We start from the raw sequence: 21781 nt of genomic DNA on the forward strand, positions 1-21781 counted from the left end.
TTGCGAGGAACTCGCAGAAAAAAGCCGAGAGTTACTCGGCTTAATCATTATAACGGGAATCGAGAGGAAATTCGAGAGCAGCGAATTTATTTCGAAAGATCAGACTGATTTAAATATTTAAAAAAGTCGCTATCTGGCTTCAACAACATCACATCTGACTTGTTGCCGAAAGTTTGCTCGTAAGCTTTTAGGCTGCGAACAAAGGCGTAAAACTCTTCATCTTTGCTGTAGGCCGAGGCATAAATACCCGCGGCTACCGCATCACCCTCACCACGCAGCTGTTCGGCTTCGCGGTAAGCAGAGGCTTCAATCACCACTTTCTCACGGTCAGCGGCGGCGCGAATACCTTCGGCAATTTCCAAACCTTCTGAGCGATGCTTTCGAGCTTCGAGCTGTCGCTCAGTATTCATACGGTTAAACACCGAATCTCTAACATCGGTTGGCAAGTCAACTTTCTTAACCCGAATATCCACAACCTCAACACCGTAGTCATCTAAAGCCTGGGCATTCACTTTTCGAGTTAATTCCTGCATCAGCTCGTCACGCTTTCCAGACACAACCTCGTGCATATCACGCAGGCCAACTTCGCTTCGCAAACCATCATTTATGAGCTGAGCAAGTAAAGCCTGTGTTTTCAGTTCTAAACCGCTAGTTGCCTTGTAATATTTATTTACATCAGCGACACGCCATTTGGCATAGGAATCGACAATTAGAGACTTTTTCTCAAGTGTCAAATAACGCTCGGGGCGGGCATCTAAGGTTAGAATACGTGCATCAAACTTGCGCACCTTGTTAACAACAGGAATCTTCCAATGCAGGCCTGGCTTCACGTCTGGATCAACCACTTCACCAAATTTCAGCATTACAGCACGTTCGGTCTCTTGCACAACAAACAGCGTCGAGGACAGCACCAGAAGCGTCACGAATACGGCGAGTATCGCCACCATAGATTTAGCTTGCATCAGCGAGACTCCCTTAAGCTAGACCGCCCAGCATTGATACCGCGACTAGAACTAGTTGCAGGCACAGATGAGTCAAAGCGGAAATTAGATACATTGGCACCGGTTTCGTTACGCTGCTGCAGTATTTTATCCAGCGGTAAATACATCATATTACCGCCGTCAACATCCACCAGCACCTTTGAACTGTTATTCAATACTTTCTGCATGGCGTCAATATAAAGTCGCTGACGCGTCACTTCTGGCGCTTTTTGGTACTCGGTAAGCAGGGCTTCGAAGCGATTCGCCTCACCCTCGGCGCGGGCAATCACTTGGTCTTTATAGGCTGTCGCCTCTTCAATCTGACGCTTAGCCAAACCACGTGCCTCAGGAATAATGCCGTTGCTGTAGGTTTCAGCTTCGTTCTTAACACGCTGCTCATCTTCTTTCGCACGAATTACATCGTCAAAAGCAGCCTGCACCTCAGCAGGTGGCTGAGCGTCTTCTATATTAACCGTAGTAACTAAAATTCCGGTTTGGTAGTCGTCAAGATAGTTTTGCAAACGTTGCTGAACATCAATCGAGATTTGTTTTTTACCTTCTGTCAAAATAAGGTCTAAGGTAACGCTACCGATAACATGCCTCAAGGCAGACTCAGCCGCATGCTTGAGTGATGTTTCTGGGTCACGCACACGCAGTAAAAACTTTTCAGGGTCAGTAATGGTGTACTGTGTCGACAAGCTGACGTCAACGATATTTTCGTCTTCTGTTAGCATGGTCTCATTAAAACGTTGCGAACGTTGCGAGGTAATATTGAGCTTTAATACGCGATCGATCAGCGGCGGGTTAAAATGCAAACCTGGGCCACGGGTATCATTGTATTTACCAAAGCGCAAAACCACGGCCTGCTCTTGCTCATCAACCGTATAGAAACCTGAAGCGGTATACAAAACCGCAAGGATAACTAAAGCAACTGCAATCAGTTTACCGGAAAATTTAGGTAGATCTGGGCTAGGCTTGCGTGAATTGCCGCCCCCTTTACCCGCAAACTTTTCTTTGAATTTACGAAACGCCTCGTCGAGATCAGGTGGCCCCTGATCGTTTCCCCAAGGGTCTTTTGGATCTTTCGAACCGTTTCCGCCAGGCTCATTCCAGGCCATCGGCTGCTCCTTATTGTAAAATTATATAAAACAACGTATTTATCTGATTTTAACAGAATAACTTAATCATTCCCAAGGCTCTTTCTCGGCTTCTTGCTGCCCAGAAAGCTCTGACCAATTGAGCGAAAACTGTTTAATCAATCGCTTACGCTCAGCTTCAGCAATGCGCAGCGATAAGCAAAGATTGCCATGCTCATCATAAGATTCGTCGCGAATGGCATTTGCCGCAAACAAAGCAGCTTGTAATTGATATACCGTGCCCGCCATATCTGCTGGCAAAACAATATCACCTTGCCATATGGCCGGCGACATATGCTCAATGATGGCTTGTTTTAGCAAGCTTAAACCGCGATTGTCTTTTGCTGACACCCAAACGCGAGCAGGTACTTGATCAACATAGTCAATACGGGGCTCAATGCCTAAAATATCAATCTTGTTGAACACCAACAATTGCGATTTTTGTTCGGCATGAATCTCTTTCAAGACCTGATCAACCTCGAGCATATGTGTATCTCGCTCCTCAGCAGCGCAATCGACCACATGCAATAATAAATCTGCTTCTACCGTTTCTTCGAGTGTCGCCTTGAATGCATCGACCAGCTTATGCGGCAGCTGTTTTATAAAGCCAACCGTATCGGCTAACACCACGGCCCCCACATCATCCAACTCTAAGCGCCGAAGAGTTGGATCCAAGGTCGCAAATAACTGATCTGCCGCATATACCTCAGAAGTCGTGAGCGCGTTAAACAGAGAGGATTTACCGGCATTGGTATAGCCAACAATAGACAAGGTTGGAATGTCAGCGCGCTGGCGTGAACGCCTGCCTTGAGCACGTTGTTTTTGCACTTTTTGCAGCCGCGACTGAATGGTTTTGATTCTTGCTCTTAATAATCGGCGATCGGTTTCCAACTGTGTTTCACCTGGACCACGCAGTCCAATGCCGCCTTTTTGTCGCTCTAAGTGTGTCCATCCGCGAATTAAACGCGTCGCCACATGCTGCAATTGGGCCAGCTCAACCTGCAGCTTACCTTCATGCGTGCGCGCGCGCTGGGCAAAAATATCCAAAATCACGCCAGTACGGTCAATGACTCTGGCTTTTACCTCAGCTTCTAAATTGCGTTCCTGCGAGGGGCTTAGCGCATGGTTAAACAGCACAACATCTGCCTGATGCATAGAAACTAGGGACGAAAGCTCCTGCAGTTTGCCTTTGCCGATAAAAAAGCCGGCATCTGGTGCTGATCGTGAGCCGCGTAAAACTGAGACAACTTCAACATTCGCCGACGAAGCGAGATCTAGAAATTCATCCAAATCATCATCGCTGTTGAGGTGCAAATCGAGGTGGACAACCACGGCCTTTTCACCAGCGTCGGCGCGTTCAAAAAACAAGACAGCTGTTCCTTATAACTATAAATTTCAATCTCTTAAGCCTAGCCCGATATACGCCAGAAGCGAACATGTATCGCAAAATGTAATTCATAAAAAGTACAAATAAGTGCCAGAAGTACAAAAAAAGTGCAAAAAAAAGCCCGCAATTAGCGGGCTTTTTATACTAATTGCGGCTTAGGCGTCTTTTGACTCGTCTTCAGCGACAGGCATACGAATTGGGCGTGATGGCACAACCGTACTGATTGCATGCTTATAGACCATTTGACTAACAGTGTTTTTTAACAGAATAACAAACTGATCAAATGACTCGATTTGCCCCTGAAGCTTGATACCGTTGACAAGGAAGATAGACACAGGCACACGCTCTTTGCGCAAAATATTTAAGTAAGGGTCTTGTAAGGTTTGCCCTTTTGACATGATGCTCTCCTTGAGTATTTACCCTTTGCAAAGATAAACACATGAAACAATTGTATTTAAAAGTCTATTCTATAGTTATTTATTGCGTAAAGCATAGCAAAAGTTGATAAATCTTAATAATTCAACTGTTTATTTATTATAGCTAAAGCACTTTTTAATAGCTGATCGACAATTTCCTCAGCATTTTCATCATTTGATAACTGAGCTTGGCCTTGATGCGTTATCAGCCAATTTAAATCTTGCCAGCCGCGCAGCCAGGTTAGCTGCCGCTTAGCTAGTTGCCGGGTTGCCGCCACGCCTTTGTCCAGCATGGTTTGATAATCATAATCGCCATCTAAATACTGCCACATCTGCCGATAACCAACACAGCGCATGGCTGGCAACGCTAAGCTTAAATCCCCCCTAGCCATTAAGCCTGCCACTTCATCAGCAAAACCAGAGGCACACATTTGTAAAAAACGCCGCTCGATACGCTGATGCAGCACCCGCCTTTGCTCGGGTGCAATGGCAAACTGCAGCAGTTGATGGGATAGCTGCTGATCAGCAGACTGCTTTTGCTCGGCATGCAGGGCACTTAATGAACGCCCCGTGAGCTGATAAACTTCATAAGCACGCTGAATCCGTTGCGGATCCGTAGCATGAATTCTAGCCGCCGCTTCAGGGTCTACCTGCGCCAGCATCTTATGTACATATGGCCAACCATGCTCAGCAGCAAGCTTATCAATCTCTGTACGAATTGTCGCCGAAGCCGGCGGTAAGTGGCTAATACCCTCTATTAATAAACGAAAATACATCATCGTGCCGCCTACCAGAATGGGCGTTTTACCACGTGCACTGATATCGTCCATAAGACGCAGTGCATCGCTTCGAAACTCAGCTGCACTGTATGTTTGATTCGGCTCGCGAATATTAATCAGGTGATGTGGATAACGTTTTAACTCTGTCGCACTGGGCTTAGCCGAGCCAATATCCATACCCTTATAAATCAGCGCAGAATCGACGCTAACAATCTCTCCATTCAAGACATCTTGCAGTCGCATCGCCAGATGCGTTTTACCTGAGGCTGTTGGCCCCATAATGCAAACGGCCAACGGCCTTTGTTTAGCACTCACTTATTTAAAACTCTCTAACGCCCACGCAAGAAAAGCTTATCAAGCTCTGCCAGGTTAAGCGCTGTCCAAGTTGGACGACCATGGTTGCATTGACCGCTTCGCTCTGTAGCCTCCATATCGCGCAATAGCGCATTCATTTCTTCTTTGCTTAACTGACGATTAGCCCGCACTGAAGCATGACAAGCCATCGTAGCCAAAACCTCATTAATCGCCGCCTCAATGCGATCACTTTGGCCATGCACCATTAAATCGCTGAGCACATCGCGAATCAACTGTTCAACATCTTTAGGCTTTAACACCGTCGGCACCGCACGCACCAACAGGGTCTCCGGCCCCATACGTTCGATTTCAATACCCAGTGAGCGAAACATGGATGAAAACTGCTCTGCAAAATCGAGTTCTTTTTCGCTCAGCGCAAGCGACTCTGGCACTAATAGCGGCTGCGATTGGATATTTTGTTCAGCGCGCTGCTGTTTCATTCTTTCATAAGTGATGCGTTCATGTGCGGCATGCATATCAACAATAATTAAGCCATGCGCATTTTCTGCCAATATGAAGATACCTTTTAGCTGCGCCACTGCGAAACCCAGGGGAGGAATGTCTTGCTGCTCGGATTGTTGATTGTGTTCTGGCGCCTCAGTTGCCGGCACCTGACTGCTGAACAGCTGGTAGGCTTGCAAACTTTCTGTAACGGCATATCCCGATTGATTGCTATCCGCTGGCTTGCTATAGGCCGCCATAGCCGCTTGAGGAGAGGCTTGCGGTGCTAGCGACATCGCCGCTTGCTCGGTCAGCGCTTGCTGCTCATTTGCTGCAGTGGCGAGCTGAGGCACAGTGTCAACACGCTGATCAGCTAGTTGGTCGGCTGGCCTGACATCCGCCAACGCTTTATGGATAGCGCGAAATAAAAAATCATGCACCGTTCTGCCGTCACGAAAACGCACTTCATGCTTAGTCGGATGCACATTGACATCAACAGAGGCAGGATCAAGCTCAAGATAAAGCACGAAGGCGGAATATCGATCATGGTACATCACATCTCGATAAGCTTGTTTTACCGCATGCGCAACCAGCCTATCTTTGATAACGCGACCGTTGACGAAGAAATACTGCAGATCTGCCTGAGAACGAGAAAAACTAGGAAGTCCAATCCAGCCGCTGAGTTTTAGCCCTACCACCTCACGCTCAACAAACACCGCATTATCAATAAATGCTTTACCACATAACTGTGCGATGCGACGTTCTTGCTCATGCTGCGACGAGGCTTGCGATAACTGATAAAGAACGCGGCCATTGTGCTTTAGACTAAAGCCGACATCAAAGCGACTCATCGCCTGTCGTTTAACCACATCTTGTAAATGATTAAACTCGGTTTTTTCGGTGCGCAAAAATTTACGCCGAGCCGGGGTATTGAAAAACAAATCTTTTACTTCAAGCGAGCTACCTTGGGGGTGCGCAGCAGGCTTGAGCTGGGTCTGCATATCACGCCCTTCTGTAGCAGCTTGCCAAGCACTTCCCTGTCGACAAGAGGTAAGCTTAAGACGCGACACCGAGGCAATCGAGGCCAGCGCCTCACCACGAAAACCCAGCGTCGCAACCGCCTCAAGATCATCTAAAGAACGTATTTTGCTGGTTGCATGACGCGACAGCGCGAGGGCTAAATCGTCTTTATCAATGCCAACGCCATTGTCTCGCACACGAATCAGCTTGCTACCGCCAGCTTCGATATCAATATCTATCTGAGACGCGCCTGCATCTAGGGCATTTTCCAAAAGCTCTTTGACCACTGAAGCAGGCCGCTCAACCACCTCGCCAGCGGCGATCTGATTGGCCAACCTAGGGCTTAATATTTGAATTCGAGACATAAATTAGCTGTTAATTTGCAGGTGGTATTTCAAGCCGCTGACCCACTCTGATCGAGGTTTTGGTCAACTTATTATATTTCTGAATAGACGCCATAGAAACCGAATACTTGTCTGCAATGCCGCTCAAGGTATCACCTGCCTCAACCACATAAATCGACTGTGACGATGGATTGGCGTAGCGATGAGCAATATAAGAATCTTCCGGCGCTTTATCTTTAAACCAACTGTGTACACCCTTAAAGATGGCATCCGCCATTTTATTTCGGTAGCTCACCGTCGATAGCTTTTTAGCCTCACCTGGATTAGAAATAAAACCGGTTTCAACCAGCAGTGAAGGTATATCTGGCGTTTTAAGTACAGCAAACGCCGCCTGCTCGACGCGCTTTGAATGCAGCCTAGAAATCTTACCCATATGCCCGAGGATACGCTCACCCACCTCCAGGCTAGCCTGCATTTTATGCGTCATTGATAAGTCTAATAATACTGAGGACAGCAACTGGTCTTTATCATTAAGGCTGACACCCCCCACTAAATCTGCGTCGTTCTCTCGCTTTGCTAACACCCGAGCAAATGTTGACGTGGCACCTTTAGATGATAACGCAAATACCGACGTGCCATTCGCCTTAGGGCTGGTAAAGGCGTCTGCATGAATCGAAATAAACATATCTGCGTTCGCCTTTCGGGCTATTTCTCTGCGCTTCGCCAGCGGGATATAGTAATCCCCCTTNCTTATCAACACAGGCTTATAGCCTTTTTCTTGCTTAAACTTTGCCTCAAGCGCCTTCGCTATTTTTAACACCACATGTTTTTCATATAAGCGCTTGGGCCCAATTGCACCAGGATCTTCACCGCCATGACCTGCATCGATTGCAATAATCAGGTCACGGCGCTCAGACTTAATCGTATCAACATTTTTAACTGTTGCAGATATGCTATCGGCTTGCTGGCTATCAAATAAGTCGATCACTAAACGATCATGACTGACAGCATTTTTAGGCAAAAAGAAGCTTCGCACCTTAACAGCTTGCGACAGGTCAAATACTACCCTTAAATCCCCATTTTGCTTACTGGCGTGGCGCAACTGACTGACCGGGGTTTTCGACAAATCAACCGCCGCTGGGTCACTCGAAAATTTTGCATTAGGGATATCAACCACGACCCGATCGGGGTTTGCTAAGCTAAATACCTTATGGGTGACCGCTTTATCGATATCAAATACTAACCGGGTCTTATCTGGCGAACGCCATACCCTAAGTTCATAAATCTTCGCGGCCGCAAAGGACTGGACTGGCAGCAGCAACAGACCCATAAGCATTAAGCAAAGTCTAAATCTCACAGGCTTATCAAAGTGAGTCAACGTTATCATGAACCTAGTATTAGCAGCATTAGTAAAGGTCATCCGGCAGTGTGCTGTGTTTCAGCCCAAGCTGTCAAGTCATCTAAATTGAGTATGTTTTCGCCAAGCGATGAAGACAAACTGACCTGGCGAGCGTCACTGCTAAATCGAGATATCCTAATGTTCACATCTGCGTCAGGGATAAAGCCAGCGCCGCAGGATGGCCACTCGATGATGCTGGTGCTTGAGGATGCAAAGTATTCACTTGCGCCAATAAATTCAAGCTCATCTGGGCTAGCTAAACGATATAAATCAAAGTGATAAACGGTTCTTGAGGCTAAAACATAGGGCTCAACTAAGGTAAAGGTTGGGCTTTTCACTGCGCTGCGATGACCCCAGGCCTGAATCAGCCCACGAGAAAACGTCGTTTTGCCTGCTCCAAGATCGCCCTCTAGATAGAGCACTACCTGCTGTGGTAAACGCGCTGCCAACTCGGCAGCAAAACGCAACATGGTAGACTGCTGAAATGGACCGAAGCTCTGTTGTTGCACCTTTGACACCCTGATACTCGAGCATTTTTATCGTTGAATACAGCCATCTTACGTCAAAACGATTATCATTGCAGTTATGTCAGCGAATATCTCAAGCACAAAGCTTGCTACCCTCAAATCACTTATTCAGCAATGGGCTCAAGACGCCGGTTTTGCCGCGGTTGGTTTTTCCGATACGGACACCTCAGCACATATCGAACGGCTTAATCAATGGCTGAGCAAGGATTATCACGGTGAGATGTCGTTCATGCAGCGCAACCATGAGCTTCGTGCTGAACCGAGCAAACTGCAGCAGGATGCCTTAACCGCTATTTCGTTTCGTATGGAGTATCGCCACGACAGCGAAACTCTGCTTGAACAGCTAAGTAATAAAGATCAGGCCTATATTGCCCGCTATGCGCTTGGCAAAGATTATCACAAATTAATGCGTAAACGTTTGGCAGCGATTGCCAACAAAATTGAAGCTTTTGCCGAACTCAATTTAAATCAACGCGCGTTTGTTGACAGTGCTCCAGTGCTTGAGCGCGCGCTAGCTGAAAAGGCAGGTTTAGGCTGGATAGGCAAAAACACCATGTTGATTAATCCACAAGCTGGATCATGGTTTTTTCTTGGCGAAATTTTAACGAATCTTAAGATACCACTCGACAAAGTTGAGCCACAGACACACTGCGGCAGCTGCACCAGCTGTTTAACCAGCTGCCCTACCAATGCTTTTGTTGGCGCCAATATCTTAGACAGCAGACGCTGTATTTCCTACTTGACGATTGAACTAAAAACCGCAATACCAGACGATCTGCGCGATGGTATTGGCAACCGCGTATTTGGCTGTGATGACTGCCAATTAGTGTGTCCATGGAATAAATTCTCACCAAGCAGCCCGGTTGCAGAATTCAAACCTCGACATGGACTCGATGACAGCAGCCTGCTGGAGCTATTTCAATGGAATGAAGAAACGTTTTTAAAACGTACCGAAGGCTCAGCCATTCGGCGTATTGGTTATATTCGCTGGCAAAGAAACCTGGCGATTGGCCTCGGCAACAGTGACAACCCCAACGCTATTGACGCGCTTCGCAAGCGCCGCAGAGAGACCGATAACGCCATGCTGATTGAGCATATCGACTGGGCAATCAATAAATTGATGCGTTCATCACAACAATAATTCCGATTTACTCTCGCAATCCTAAAATCTTCATCATACAATTTATCTTGCGTCAGATAGACCACTTAGAACACTATCAGGGAACTGGATGATAAAGCCTTTTTTAGTTGGCATGACATGTATGCTGACTGGCCTCTTAATGTACGATACTTCATTTGCTCAAGGATTGGAGCTTGATCTTGCAAACAGCCGAGTCAGCATAGACGGCTTTGCAAGCATTGCCGTGGCTGAGCCCATCACAAAAAACCTCGAACGCAGCATCAATGATTTCAGACAACTCGACAATAATACTGATTGGCAAAGTTATAATGTTTTAGGCCTAAGACTCGGCTATGAACTTGGTGATCGGCTAAATTTCACCGCACAAATGGTTGCGCGAGGTGATGAGAACTACCAGCCTGACTTTGATTGGATGTATTTAGAATATGCGCTGACGCAGCATATTTTTATTTCTGCCGGCAGAATCAGAACACCTTTATTCATGTATTCTGAATATCTAGATGTTGGCTATGCCTATCAGTGGATTCAGGCGCCTGCAGAAATTTACAACACCAATGACTATCCCTTTCAATCTATCGAAAGCGTTAGATTGCGCTACAACCGGCTTTTCGGCGACTGGGAAAATGAGTTTACTTTTTGGTATGGCAGCACCGAAGACCAGCTAACCACTAACGGCATTGATACAGAACTTAAGCTCAATAACGCCTGGGGCTTGTCTTTTTCCAGCATCTATAACGCCCTAACTATTCGTGGGGTCTATTTTACTGCCAATACCAGCACCGACCTCAGAACGGTCTCTTATCTCAACGAGCCCATCACAGCAGATGGCTTGACCTACTGGCAGTTGATTGATCAAACCAATAGCGCAGCGCAGCAAAACATTGATCAAAACGTTGATATTACTGAAGATATTGCCTGGAAAAGAGATCGAGGTGAGTATATTTCCCTCGGGCTTGCCTACACTGGAAGACAGTATTTTTTCAATACTGAAGTTACGCACGCATCGATTAAACATGCACTTGTGATTCCTGAAGTCTACTCAGGATACGCTATGCTGGGCTGGCAAATTAACTCAAAGCTAAGCATTAGCTACACCTTTGGCATTGACGACAATATTATCGATGACACCGCTTGGGCGAGCATCGAAAAACTTCCAACCGCAAGCGATGCAACAACCCAGCAGCTTATCAACAGCAGCATTGCAGCAACCAAAACGATAGGTGAAACCTTTCAACCGTCTAAAATTTATTCTAACAAACTGAATCTTCGCTATGACTTTCAGGGCAATGCTGCATTAAAATTCGAGTATTGGTGGGAAAAACAAAGGTATCCGGAGGTCGGCACCAACTATCCAAAGGGTGCTAGAGCTGGCATTGACGTGGTATTTTGATGCAGCAGGCTAACCGTATAGTGAAAAACATTCTGCTTAAGTGTAAGCCTTACCGGGTTATTACCTTGCTCTTATTTTTGCCAAGTCAGGTGCTTGCCGACCTTGCGATAATTGCCAACAAGGAATTTACCAGCGACTTAAGTCAGAGAGACATAAAGATGCTTTACCTAGGCAAAGCTCAGCATTTAGAGGATAAATCTGTACTCGCATTGCAACCTGTCAACCTACCCTACAGTAACGCTCAGCGACTACAATTTGATAAAAGTGTTTTGGGGAAAACTGAGGCGAATCTTCGCACCTACTGGGCACGCATGATTTTTACCTCACGCAGTCGCCCACCCAGAGAGTTGACCTCATCAGCAGACGTTATCCAACATGTCTTAGATAAACCTAATACTATTGGCTATATTGATGCACAGCAATTGACTGAAAATGTCAGAGTATTATTTATAATCAAGCAAGACTAAAGAAACAGTATTCATTGATTAACTGAGTTAAATCTCACGATCTCGATAACCCATCAAATATAAAATACCATCCAAGCCAAGCGTAGAAATTGCATGCTCGGCCTGCTCTTTCACCAGTGGCTTAGCTCTAAACGCAATGCCTAAGCCCGCTTTTGATAGCATCGGCAAGTCATTAGCACCGTCGCCCACCGCCACAACCTGCTGCAGCTCGATACCCTCTCGATTGGCAATATCGGTTAATAATCTGGCTTTTTCAGCGCCGTCAATAATCACTCCTTTGACCTGACCGGTAAGCTTGCCATGTTGAATGTCTAACTGATTAGCATACACATAATCAAAACCTAGCTTGTCGCGCAAATAATCGCCGAAATAGGTGAAACCGCCAGACAAAATAGCGGTTTTAAATCCATAGCGTCTTAGCGTTGCAATCAACTTTTCGCAGCCCTCAGTGAGCTTGAGGCCATTTGCAATCTGCTCTAGAACCGACTCGTCTAAGCCCTCGAGCAGCGCCAATCGTTCTGTAAAACTGGCAGCAAAGTCTAATTCACCGCGCATGGCTCGCTCAGTAATGTCGGCAACTTGTTCGCCAACGCCGGCGGCCTTAGCCAGCTCATCGATAACTTCAGCCTCAATCAGCGTTGAATCCATATCAAAACACACCAAGCGTCTTGTGCGGCGAAAGAGGTTGTCTTCTTGAAACGCGATGTCAGCATCGATTTCAGAAGCAAGCTGAAAAAACGCATCACGAATTTTTTCGCCATCAGCAACCGCTTGCTCATTTCGTGCGCTGACTAAAAATTCAACACAGGCCTTAGCATTTTGTGAATCAACATCATCAAAAGGCACTCGACCAGAAAGCCGCTCCATTTTATCGATATTTAATTCAAACTGATGCAGTATTTGGGTCACGCCAGCAAGATGATGCGCCGAGATACGCCGCGCCAACAAAGTGATCGAAAAACGTGACTTATTCTTCCCTGCCAACCAATGCTCATATTGTTCAGCATTCACCGGTTCAATCTTAATACCAAAACCTTTCGCCTCGATTTTGGCCATCGTATCTTGCAACACCGCCTCGGTCGATGGCGCTGTTACCACTTCCACCAAGATGCCCAAGGCAAGCTGCTCATGAATTAATGCCTGCCCAATATCTAACACATTGGCTTCACATTTCTCTAATTCAGCCATAATCAATGACATGATGCCTATTTTGTCATCACCATTGATGCTAATAAGTAATATATTCTTCACAACAGTATTCTTATATCAGTCAGCTTTGCGCTCAACTTTGACAGCATCGACTTTTTGGAATCCTCTAGGCAGCTTATTGCCACGACGCCCACGCTCACCCAGATAATGCTCAAGGTCTGCCATTTTTAGTTTTATATGGCGCTTACCTGCGAATAAAATCAGCGCGTCTCGCTCTGAAAAGCTCACCGCTGCCAGCATACACTCTTCTCTGGTCTGTACTCTTGCCGAAGGAATGTTAATGATTTTATTTCCTTTACCCTTTGCCAACTCTGGCAAATCACTGGCCGCAAAAACCAGCAAGCGCCCTTCACTTGAGACAGCAGCAACAAACTGGCCCTCAATCGCTGGTACCGCCTGTGGCGTTAGCACTTGCGCCCCCTTTGGCACGCTAACGGTGGCTTTGCCGGCTTTATTCTTGGTCATAAGATCGCCTAGCTTGGCAAAAAATCCATAACCTGCATCGGTCGACAATAAATAAATATCATCCTCTGCGCCCATCATGCCGCCCACAAACGCTGCACCAGACGGCGCCTTGATACGACCCGTTAGCGGCTCACCCTGCCCCCTGGCGGAAGGTAGGCTATGCGCAGCAATTGCGTAGCTTCGGCCGGTAGAGTCTAAAATTACTACCGACTGATTAGACTTGCCTTTGACTGAAAAATGATAGCTATCGCCTGACTTATAGCTAAGATTTTCCGCATCAATATCGTGGCCTTTCGCCGAGCGGATCCAGCCTTTCTCGCTCATCACGATAGTCACGGGCTCAGAACTTAACAGATCCGATTCGCTGAGCGCTTTGGCCTCGCCGCGCACCACAATCGGCGAGCGGCGCGCATCGCCAAACTCTTCCGCAACAGCTCGAAGCTCTTTTTTTACCAAGGTTTTTAATCTAGCATCTGAAGATAAAGTCAGCTCTAGGCCAGCTTTTTCTGTTGCAAGCTCGGCTTGCTCTGCTTTGATCTGCATTTCTTCCAAGCGGGCTAACTGACGCAAACGCGTTTCTAAAATATACTCTGCCTGGGTCTCTGTAAGGGCAAAGCGCGTGATCAACTCGCGCTTCGGCTTCTCTTCTTCACGAATAATTCGAATCACTTCATCAAGATTCAAAAAGGCGATAAGCCGCCCTTCTAATAAATGCAGTCGATGATTAATTTTATCTAAGCGGTAATTAAGCCTACGACGCGTGGTCGCGATACGAAAGCTTAACCACTCTTTTAAAATCTCAATCAAGCTTTTAACGCCCGGGCGCCCATCAATTCCGATCAGGTTTAAATTCACCCGGTAGTTTCTTTCAAGATCGGTTGAGGCAAACAAATGACTCATTAACGCTTCGGTATCGACACGATTGGAGCGCTGCTCTATCACTAAACGGGTGGGGTTTTCATGGTCAGACTCATCGCGTAGATCTGACACCATAGGCAGCTTTTTAGCCTGCATTTGCGCGGCAACTTGCTCCAAGATTTTTGATCCGGAGACCTGATGCGGCAGCTGAGTAATNATAATNTCGTTACCTTCTTGCTCGAATACTGATCGCATTTTTATAGAGCCGCGGCCAGTCGTATAGATCTGCGCAATATCAGCTTGGCTAGAGATGATTTCCGCCGCAGTAGGGAAATCAGGCCCCTGAATAAATTGCATGACATCATCCAGCGAGGCTTTCGGCTTTTCTAAAAGATGTATACAGGCATCAACCAGTTCAATGAGATTATGCGGCGGCACGTCAGTAGCCATACCTACAGCAATACCTGTAGTGCCATTCAATAACACATTGGGCACTCTGGCTGGCAATACTACGGGCTCATCTATAGTGCCATCAAAGTTGGCTTGCCAGTCAACCGTGCCCTGACCCAACTCGCTGAGTAATGCATCAGCATAGGCGGCTAGCCTTGACTCGGTGTAACGCATTGCTGCAAATGACTTTGGGTCATCCGGTGATCCCCAGTTACCCTGCCCATCGACCAGCGGGTAACGATAGGAGAAAGGCTGAGCCATCAGCACCATCGCCTCGTAAGCCGCACTATCGCCATGTGGGTGAAATTTACCGATCACATCACCCACCGTTCGCGCTGACTTTTTGTGTTTACTGGTCGCTTTTAAACCCAACTCACTCATGGCATAAATAATTCGACGCTGCACCGGCTTTAAACCATCCCCCACATGTGGCAGGGCACGATCTAAAATCACGTACATGGAATAGTCTAAATAAGCTTTTTCGGTGTATTCTTTGAGTGAAAATTGCTCAATGCCTTCGGCACTTAAGTCCAGCATAATTATCCTGATAGTGTAGGTATGACGGTAATGATCAAATTTTTGCTAAGTTTATCCTTTGCACGACATGCTTTCCACAGCTAAGCGTGTACAATTGAGACTATTTTTAATCACAAAAGCGGGCAGCCATGCGACCTGAGGCCGATCACACTTTTCAGCAACACTTATCGACGATTAAGCAAAACCCTGCGCTATTACAGTCATTAACCAGACTACAGCGCGGCATCGAAAAAGAGAGTTTACGCATAAACCCGCAAGGTCAGCTCGCCATGACTGACCACCCCTTTCATTTAGGCTCAGCGCTCTGCCACCCAAAGATAACTACCGATTACTCTGAAGCTTTGCTTGAGTTTATTACCCCCGTGCATCAATCCATCGGCGAGACCCTGCATGCTTTGGCCGATGTACACAGCTATAGCTATCAAACCTTGGCAAAACAGGACGAGTTGATCTGGACAAACTCGATGCCCTGTGCACTTGTTAGAGAACAAGCCATCCCCGTTGCGCACTATGGCAGCTCGAATGTGGCAAAGATGAAAAAAATCTATCGCCTCGGACTTGGCGTGCGCTACAGCAGAATGATGCAAACGATTGCAGGTGTGCACTATAACTTTTCTTTATCTGAAAAATTTTGGGCAAATTTTTACAGCATGCAAAACAGTGACCGCCCACTGGACCAGTTCAAAACGGAAAAATATTTTGGCTTGATAAGAAACTTCCGCCGTTTGGCACCGCTGTTTGTTTATCTGTTTGGCGCCTCTCCAGCGCTCAGCAAAAGCTTTTTACAAGGACAATCGCATCAACTTCAGCAATACGATGCTGAAACTTGTTTTAACCCTTATGCAACATCACTGCGCATGAGCGACTTAGGCTATCAATCTACTGCACAAGAAGCGCTATTCGTATGCTATAACAACCTCGAAAGCTACATTAGCACGCTAAAACGCGGCATTAATACTAGCTACGCCGACTATGAAAAGATCGGCCTCAAAGACCAGCATCAACAATATCAACAGTTGAACAATGCTTTATTGCAAATTGAGAATGAGTTTTACTCCATCATTCGGCCAAAGCGAGTAGCTGCTAGCGGTGAAGCACCACTGAACGCCCTAGCGCGAGGCGGTGTTGAGTATATTGAGATTCGCTGTATCGACGTCAACCCGTTTAAACCGTTAGGCATTGACGAACACTGTCTACGCTTTTTAGATCTTTTATTATTATTCTGCCTGCTCAGCGATAGCCCTGAAGTTTCGCCACAACAGTGTCAGGAACACAGCGACAATCTTAAGCGCGTCGTCACTGAGGGGCGGCGACCCAACTTAGACATTATGGTTGATGGCAAACCGGTCAACTTTAGCCAGTGGTGTCAGCAACAGCTGCATAGCATTCGCGAGTTAGCCCTAGTACTCGACTCTCTTCGAGCCAATAGTGACTATAATATTAGCGTTAACAAGCAGATGCTAAAGGTACAACATCCCGAACTAACTCCTTCTGCTAAAGTGCTCCATACCATGCAAGAACAGCAGCAAAGCTTTTTAGATTTTGGCTTAATGCAGTCGAAAAAATGGCAGCAATACTTCCTTTCTCAGCCAGCTGACCCTAACAATCAACAAAAATTTATTGAGTTAGCGCTAAACTCACATGCACAACAAAAAACTATCGAAGCCGCAGAGCAAAAACCCTTCGATCAGTATTTGAGAGAATTCTATGCCCAATACCAATAAACTTCGTCTCGCCGGCATTAGCTACACCCAATTAAATCTAATAAGTTTAGTTATACCTAGCTTGTTATTGGGCTTTGGCTACTATCTGCAATACGTCAAAGACCTCGAGCCTTGCCCGCTTTGCATGACCCAGCGTATTGCTTTTTATGCGGTTGCGATTATAAGCTTGGCAGCCTTAATATCGCCTAAGTCACAGTTTATCCAACATTTCTGGGCAGCTTTTGGTGGCATCTTTGCCCTGCTTGGCGCTGCAGTCGCAGGTAGGCAAATTTGGCTTCAATCCTTGCCAGAAGATCAAATTCCAGCCTGCGGCCCAAGCTTTGAATTTATTATTGATCGTTTCCCACTCAGCGAAGCGATTAGCATCTTACTCAAAGGCACTGGCGATTGCGCAGAAAAAGTGTGGTCTTTTTTGGGCTTAAACATCCCCGACTGGTCATTGCTAGCATTCATCGGCTTAGCCTTGGTTTTCACAGTCAAACTTATTAAGAACCCGTGAGATAAATCTCACATAGTTAACCAAATTCCGCTATTGTTACAGCCTTGTTATTTGCGCAAACTAGCAAAGGATTGCCGTAAATGAGTCACTAAATAATAAATTACGCACCCAATATTTAATTGGTATGTCGCAAGACTAAGGAGTGCGATATGTTAGAACAATGTAGCAATAAAGAAGACCGCTTTGCCGGTGTGCAAAAAATTATCAACCAATGGCTGGAGGCTAGACAAGAACTGGTAGTGTCATATTGCTCGGTCTCTGGTATCAGTCAAACCGATGACCTGTCAGGGGTTTCAATTAAAAAGTTACAACAATTCTGCCAACTTTTGATTGACTATATTTCAGCAGGACATTTTGAAGTTTATGACCAACTCCTGAAGGAGGCCGAGGCATTTAACGATAATAGTGCCGCATTGGTCAGAAAAGTGTATCCAGCCATTACCGAGACCACCGATATCGCGCTTAACTTCCATGAAATTTACGATACAGAGCAGCATTGCGCGGCATCGCTCAGCCGCCTCAAAGACGAGCTCTCAACATTGGGTGAGGCTATCTCAAAGCGTTTCTCGCTTGAAGACGAATTAATTGCCGAGCTGCATGATTCGCATGCGGCATTGATCGGCCAACAATTTGAGTCAGCGCAGATCATTCAACACTAGGCAAATATCTGCGTATGCAGCTGCTTAATTGATTTGAGTTTTTTCTGCTTTATATAGCGCGGGCAGCAGTGGTCCTTTTAGCATAGGCCTACCCAATAGTTGTGGTAATGTTTTTTCAAGCACAGCAACGACCGGTACCAAAATCAGCAATGATATTAAAGCAATTACGACCGCATAGCTTAGCCCCCAGTACCAAGTATTGGCTGGTATAGGAAAGTTTTTGGCCAACAATGGGTTAACTGCATGATGAAAGGCACCATTCAGGCAGAATAACAGCAAACTCTTATCACCAATCCACACAGTCAGCCTCGTTACGGGCAATACTCTTGCCATATAAAAGCAAAAAGCTATACCCGCTAAACTTGCCAACAAAAAGTAAACGGCATTGCCATATTGACCGATAAATATCACCACCATTTCATCGGTTATGAAACGAAAAATGCCCTCTTTTTCAGGTCGTGCGAAACGATCATTGATATGACTAAAAATGGCCAATATAAAAATTGAGGCTAACAAAAACAAGCAAGCCCGCCATGTTTCAAGCTTTCTTAGCTTGAGGATATGCCTTCTACATAAGCGCCCCAATATCATACATGATAGGAAAAAGGGCACCGCACCGACCGACCACACCATGCCCAGATAAAATACCCAACCGCCCTGACTATTTTTAAATGCATTATAAAAGCAGCCTAGAAAAAACAACGCTAAGGCTAAAAGAGCTAGTATTGTTTTATTTTTACAGCGCTTAATAATCCCATAAAAACAGAGCTCAGAAACCATTAATGCAATTAAAAACCAGGTAGGCCAATTGGCTGAGGGGATACCAAGCAGATACAGTGGTGATAAATTTAATGCTTCGTTGAACATTCTTTGGTTAAGCAGAGCATAAATCGGTATCACCAACAGCCCAAAAAATAGCACTGGCAAATAACGCTGTAATAGCTTAAACCGAAAGTATGCAAGAAAGCCTAGTTGTGAACTACTGTAAAATGCGCCGCTCAGCACAATAAAAAATGGAATGACTCCAACTTGCAGCATTCGGCCAACAGTCATCGGCTCTGTTAGCCCAACAGAATAATATGCAAGTAAAACATGGCCAATATATACCATGATAATTGCATACCCTCTGCCGGAAACTAACCAATCCATACCTTTTTGTGAGACTTGTTGTGATGCCATAAATTTTTTTATTATTTGTGATTGTCTTTAAATAAAGCTTGAATAAATCAAAGCTGCCCATATATTCAACTAGAAATCTTTTTAAATCGAGAAGAAATCGACAAAATCCTACGGAGTAAACGATGAGCGATAAAATTATCCATGTTACCGACGACAGCTTTGAAAGCGAAGTGTTATCTAGTGACAAGCCAGTGCTGGTAGACTTTTGGGCAGAGTGGTGCGGCCCTTGCAAAATGATCGCACCAGTACTGTCAGAAGTCGCCGATGAATATAGTGATAAAATCAAGATCACCAAAATGGATGTGGATGCAAACACCGATACACCGGCTAAATTTGGTATTCGCGGCATACCAACCTTAATCATATATAAGAAAGGTGAACAAGCTGCACAGAAAGTTGGTGCACTATCAAAGGCTCAACTGCTAGATTTCGTAAACGCTAACATCTAGCCTCTTCTCAAAAGCATTGAGCATAAAATACGCTTGCTCAATGCTTTATTTTTACTATATTATTACAACATCTGATCATTTTTCTCACTTTTTTCGTACACCTCTCTTTGCATAACCTCTCGCTGAGCTCCCCGCTTAGTCGTCAACACTATCAATAAAATACTTATGAATCTGACTGACCTTAAAAGCAAATCCATTAATGAATTACTGAACATCGCTAAAGACATGGGCATGGATCATCTTGCTCGATCAAGAAAACAAGATGTTATTTTTTCTATCTTAAAAAAACATGCTAAAAGCGGCGAAGACATATACGGCGACGGCGTTCTAGAAATTCTTCAGGATGGCTTTGGTTTTTTACGCTCAGCGAAAGGCTCTTACCTTGCTGGTCCTGATGACATTTATGTATCGCCCAGCCAGATACGCCGCTTTAATCTCCGCACCGGCGATAGTATTTCGGGAAAAATTCGCCCCCCAAAAGATCAGGAGCGCTACTTTGCGCTTTTAAAAGTTAACGAAATCAACTTTGATCAACCTGAGAATTCCAAAAATAAGGTGTTATTCGAAAACCTAACACCCTTATTCCCGCAAGATCGCCTGACGCTTGAAGCAGGTAACGGCTCTACTGAAGATTTAACCGGTCGTATTATTGACCTAACTGCTCCGATAGGTAAGGGCCAACGCGGCTTGATTGTAGCGCCACCAAAGGCAGGTAAGACGCTAATGCTACAACATATGGCAGGCGCGATTATTCGTAACAATCCCGAATGCTATGTCATCGTACTACTGATTGACGAGCGACCTGAGGAAGTAACGGAAATGGAGCGCTCGGTGAGAGCCGCAGAAGTGGTAGCCTCAACTTTTGACGAACCTCCGGCAAGACATGTACAAGTTGCCGAAATGGTATTAAATAAAGCCAAGCGTTTAGTCGAGCATAAAAAAGACGTTGTTATTTTACTCGATTCGATCACTCGACTTGCGCGCGCATACAATACGGTACAACCAAGCTCGGGCAAAGTGCTTACCGGCGGTGTTGATGCGCACGCGCTAGAGCGACCAAAACGTTTCTTCGGTGCCGCCAGAAACATTGAAGAAGGCGGCAGTTTAACCATTATTGCCACAGCTCTGATTGATACCGGCTCTAAAATGGATGAGGTTATCTACGAAGAGTTCAAGGGCACCGGTAACCAAGAACTACATCTAGACCGCCGCATCGCTGAGAAACGTGTCTACCCTGCAATTAATGTTCGACGTTCTGGCACGCGAAGAGAAGATCTTCTCACCAGCGAAGACGAGCTGCAACGGATGTGGATTTTACGCAAACTGCTGCACGAGATGGAAGATACGCCCGCCACAGAGTTCCTCATCGATAAATTAAAAACCACCAAAACCAATGATGACTTCTTTGACTCTATGCGCCGCAAATAATTGCTAAAGCATGAAATATAAAGATCTTAGAGACTTTATTCTCAGTCTTGAGCAGCAGGGTGAACTTGTTCGGATTAGCCGCGAGATTGACCCAAATCTCGAAATGACCGAAATCAGCGATAGAACGCTGCGTGCAGGCGGCCCTGCATTACTGTTTGAAAACCCTAAGGGATATAACATGCCAGTGCTGTGCAATTTGTTTGGCACTGAGCACAGAGTCGCACTTGGCATGGGCGCTGACAATATTCAAGCACTCAGAGAAATTGGCGAATTACTGGCGTTTTTACGCCAGCCCGAACCACCAAAAAGCATGCGCGATGCTTTTGCAAAGCTTCCCATCTTCAAACAAGTCATGAATATGGGCCCTAAGGTAATTAAAAAGGCCCCTTGTCAAGAAATCATCTTACGCGATGATGCTGTTGATTTGAGCCAACTACCTATTCAAACTTGCTGGCCTGGCGATGCCGGGCCTTTAGTGACTTGGCCACTCGTCATTACCCGTGGGCCTAATAAAGATCGGCAAAATCTAGGCATATATCGCCA

Annotated in this window: 20 protein-coding genes; 9 read left to right on the forward strand and 11 right to left on the reverse strand. The window is 45.8% G+C overall.

Annotated elements, in window-relative coordinates; all coding sequences use genetic code 11:
* Nucleotides 1-86 precede the first annotated feature (86 nt).
* The 8 genes from hflC to tsaE all read right to left on the reverse strand — a co-directional run bounded on the left by hflC (nucleotide 87) and on the right by tsaE (nucleotide 8726).
* Nucleotides 87-962 carry a protease modulator HflC gene (gene hflC / locus HRU21_02500; protein NRA41160.1) on the reverse strand — a complete coding sequence of 292 codons (876 nt, stop codon included), beginning with the start codon at nucleotides 960-962 and terminating at the stop codon, nucleotides 87-89.
* The gene (gene hflK / locus HRU21_02505; protein ID NRA41161.1) at nucleotides 962-2098 is read right to left on the reverse strand and encodes an FtsH protease activity modulator HflK; all 1137 of its coding nucleotides are present in this window, start codon (nucleotides 2096-2098) and stop codon (nucleotides 962-964) included. Before hflK ends, hflC begins: the two co-directional genes overlap by 1 nt.
* A 66-nt stretch (nucleotides 2099-2164) precedes the next feature.
* Nucleotides 2165-3484, reverse strand: coding sequence for a GTPase HflX (hflX, locus tag HRU21_02510; GenBank protein ID NRA41162.1), 1320 nt, complete (start codon nucleotides 3482-3484; stop codon nucleotides 2165-2167).
* A 174-nt stretch (nucleotides 3485-3658) separates the two neighbouring features.
* Nucleotides 3659-3901 carry an RNA chaperone Hfq gene (gene hfq, locus HRU21_02515; protein NRA41163.1) on the reverse strand — a complete coding sequence of 81 codons (243 nt, stop codon included), beginning with the start codon at nucleotides 3899-3901 and terminating at the stop codon, nucleotides 3659-3661.
* A 113-nt stretch (nucleotides 3902-4014) separates the two neighbouring features.
* A complete protein-coding gene (miaA, locus tag HRU21_02520; GenBank protein ID NRA41164.1) occupies nucleotides 4015-5013 on the reverse strand; it encodes a tRNA (adenosine(37)-N6)-dimethylallyltransferase MiaA in 999 nt (332 codons plus the stop codon).
* A gap of 14 nt (nucleotides 5014-5027) precedes the next feature.
* Nucleotides 5028-6878: a DNA mismatch repair endonuclease MutL gene (gene mutL / locus HRU21_02525; GenBank protein ID NRA41165.1), complete on the reverse strand. Its 1851-nt coding sequence runs from the start codon at nucleotides 6876-6878 to the stop codon at nucleotides 5028-5030.
* A gap of 10 nt (nucleotides 6879-6888) precedes the next feature.
* Nucleotides 6889-8244 carry an N-acetylmuramoyl-L-alanine amidase gene (locus HRU21_02530; GenBank protein NRA41166.1) on the reverse strand — a complete coding sequence of 452 codons (1356 nt, stop codon included), beginning with the start codon at nucleotides 8242-8244 and terminating at the stop codon, nucleotides 6889-6891.
* A 29-nt stretch (nucleotides 8245-8273) separates the two neighbouring features.
* Complete coding sequence (gene tsaE, locus HRU21_02535; GenBank protein ID NRA41167.1) at nucleotides 8274-8726, reverse strand: tRNA (adenosine(37)-N6)-threonylcarbamoyltransferase complex ATPase subunit type 1 TsaE; 453 nt, start codon at nucleotides 8724-8726, stop codon at nucleotides 8274-8276.
* Between the two features lie 115 nt (nucleotides 8727-8841).
* Here tsaE and queG point away from each other — a divergent pair, with 115 nt between their 5' ends.
* The 3 genes from queG to HRU21_02550 all read left to right on the forward strand — a co-directional run bounded on the left by queG (nucleotide 8842) and on the right by HRU21_02550 (nucleotide 11781).
* A complete protein-coding gene (queG, locus tag HRU21_02540; GenBank protein NRA41168.1) occupies nucleotides 8842-9924 on the forward strand; it encodes a tRNA epoxyqueuosine(34) reductase QueG in 1083 nt (360 codons plus the stop codon).
* Between the two features lie 139 nt (nucleotides 9925-10063).
* The gene (locus tag HRU21_02545; protein ID NRA41169.1) at nucleotides 10064-11314 is read left to right on the forward strand and encodes a hypothetical protein; all 1251 of its coding nucleotides are present in this window, start codon (nucleotides 10064-10066) and stop codon (nucleotides 11312-11314) included.
* Nucleotides 11315-11334: 20 nt separating this feature from the next.
* Entirely contained in the window at nucleotides 11335-11781 is a 447-nt protein-coding gene (locus HRU21_02550; GenBank protein ID NRA41170.1) for a hypothetical protein, read from the forward strand.
* A gap of 27 nt (nucleotides 11782-11808) precedes the next feature.
* Here the strand turns inward: HRU21_02550 and serB are convergent, their stop codons facing one another.
* Complete coding sequence (serB, locus tag HRU21_02555) at nucleotides 11809-13032, reverse strand: phosphoserine phosphatase SerB (GenBank protein ID NRA41171.1); 1224 nt, start codon at nucleotides 13030-13032, stop codon at nucleotides 11809-11811.
* 15 nt (nucleotides 13033-13047) lie between these two features.
* Nucleotides 13048-15300: a DNA topoisomerase IV subunit A gene (gene parC, locus HRU21_02560; protein NRA41172.1), complete on the reverse strand. Its 2253-nt coding sequence runs from the start codon at nucleotides 15298-15300 to the stop codon at nucleotides 13048-13050.
* Between the two features lie 128 nt (nucleotides 15301-15428).
* On the opposite strand from parC, the gene HRU21_02565 reads away from it, so the two are divergent.
* The 3 genes from HRU21_02565 (at nucleotide 15429) to rsd (ending at nucleotide 18182) form a co-directional block, all read left to right on the forward strand.
* Nucleotides 15429-17024 (forward strand): glutamate--cysteine ligase, encoded by a 1596-nt coding sequence (locus HRU21_02565; protein NRA41173.1) that lies wholly within the window; start codon nucleotides 15429-15431, stop codon nucleotides 17022-17024.
* The gene (locus tag HRU21_02570) at nucleotides 17008-17523 is read left to right on the forward strand and encodes a disulfide bond formation protein B (GenBank protein ID NRA41174.1); all 516 of its coding nucleotides are present in this window, start codon (nucleotides 17008-17010) and stop codon (nucleotides 17521-17523) included. The genes HRU21_02565 and HRU21_02570 overlap by 17 nt, the downstream gene beginning before the upstream one ends.
* 149 nt (nucleotides 17524-17672) lie before the next feature.
* Nucleotides 17673-18182 (forward strand): sigma D regulator, encoded by a 510-nt coding sequence (gene rsd, locus HRU21_02575; protein NRA41175.1) that lies wholly within the window; start codon nucleotides 17673-17675, stop codon nucleotides 18180-18182.
* A gap of 24 nt (nucleotides 18183-18206) precedes the next feature.
* Here rsd and HRU21_02580 read toward each other — a convergent pair whose 3' ends face one another.
* The gene (locus tag HRU21_02580; GenBank protein ID NRA41176.1) at nucleotides 18207-19361 is read right to left on the reverse strand and encodes an acyltransferase; all 1155 of its coding nucleotides are present in this window, start codon (nucleotides 19359-19361) and stop codon (nucleotides 18207-18209) included.
* Between the two features lie 122 nt (nucleotides 19362-19483).
* On the opposite strand from HRU21_02580, the gene trxA reads away from it, so the two are divergent.
* The 3 genes from trxA to HRU21_02595 form a co-directional block, all read left to right on the forward strand.
* Nucleotides 19484-19810, forward strand: coding sequence for a thioredoxin TrxA (trxA, locus tag HRU21_02585; GenBank protein NRA41177.1), 327 nt, complete (start codon nucleotides 19484-19486; stop codon nucleotides 19808-19810).
* 165 nt (nucleotides 19811-19975) lie between these two features.
* Complete coding sequence (gene rho, locus HRU21_02590; GenBank protein ID NRA41178.1) at nucleotides 19976-21238, forward strand: transcription termination factor Rho; 1263 nt, start codon at nucleotides 19976-19978, stop codon at nucleotides 21236-21238.
* Nucleotides 21239-21248: 10 nt separating this feature from the next.
* Nucleotides 21249-21781 (forward strand): UbiD family decarboxylase (locus HRU21_02595; GenBank protein ID NRA41179.1); only part of this gene is annotated, 533 nt, incomplete at its 3' end.

Source organism: Pseudomonadales bacterium, from assembly GCA_013215025.1.
Lineage (GTDB): Bacteria > Pseudomonadota > Gammaproteobacteria > Pseudomonadales > DT-91 > DT-91.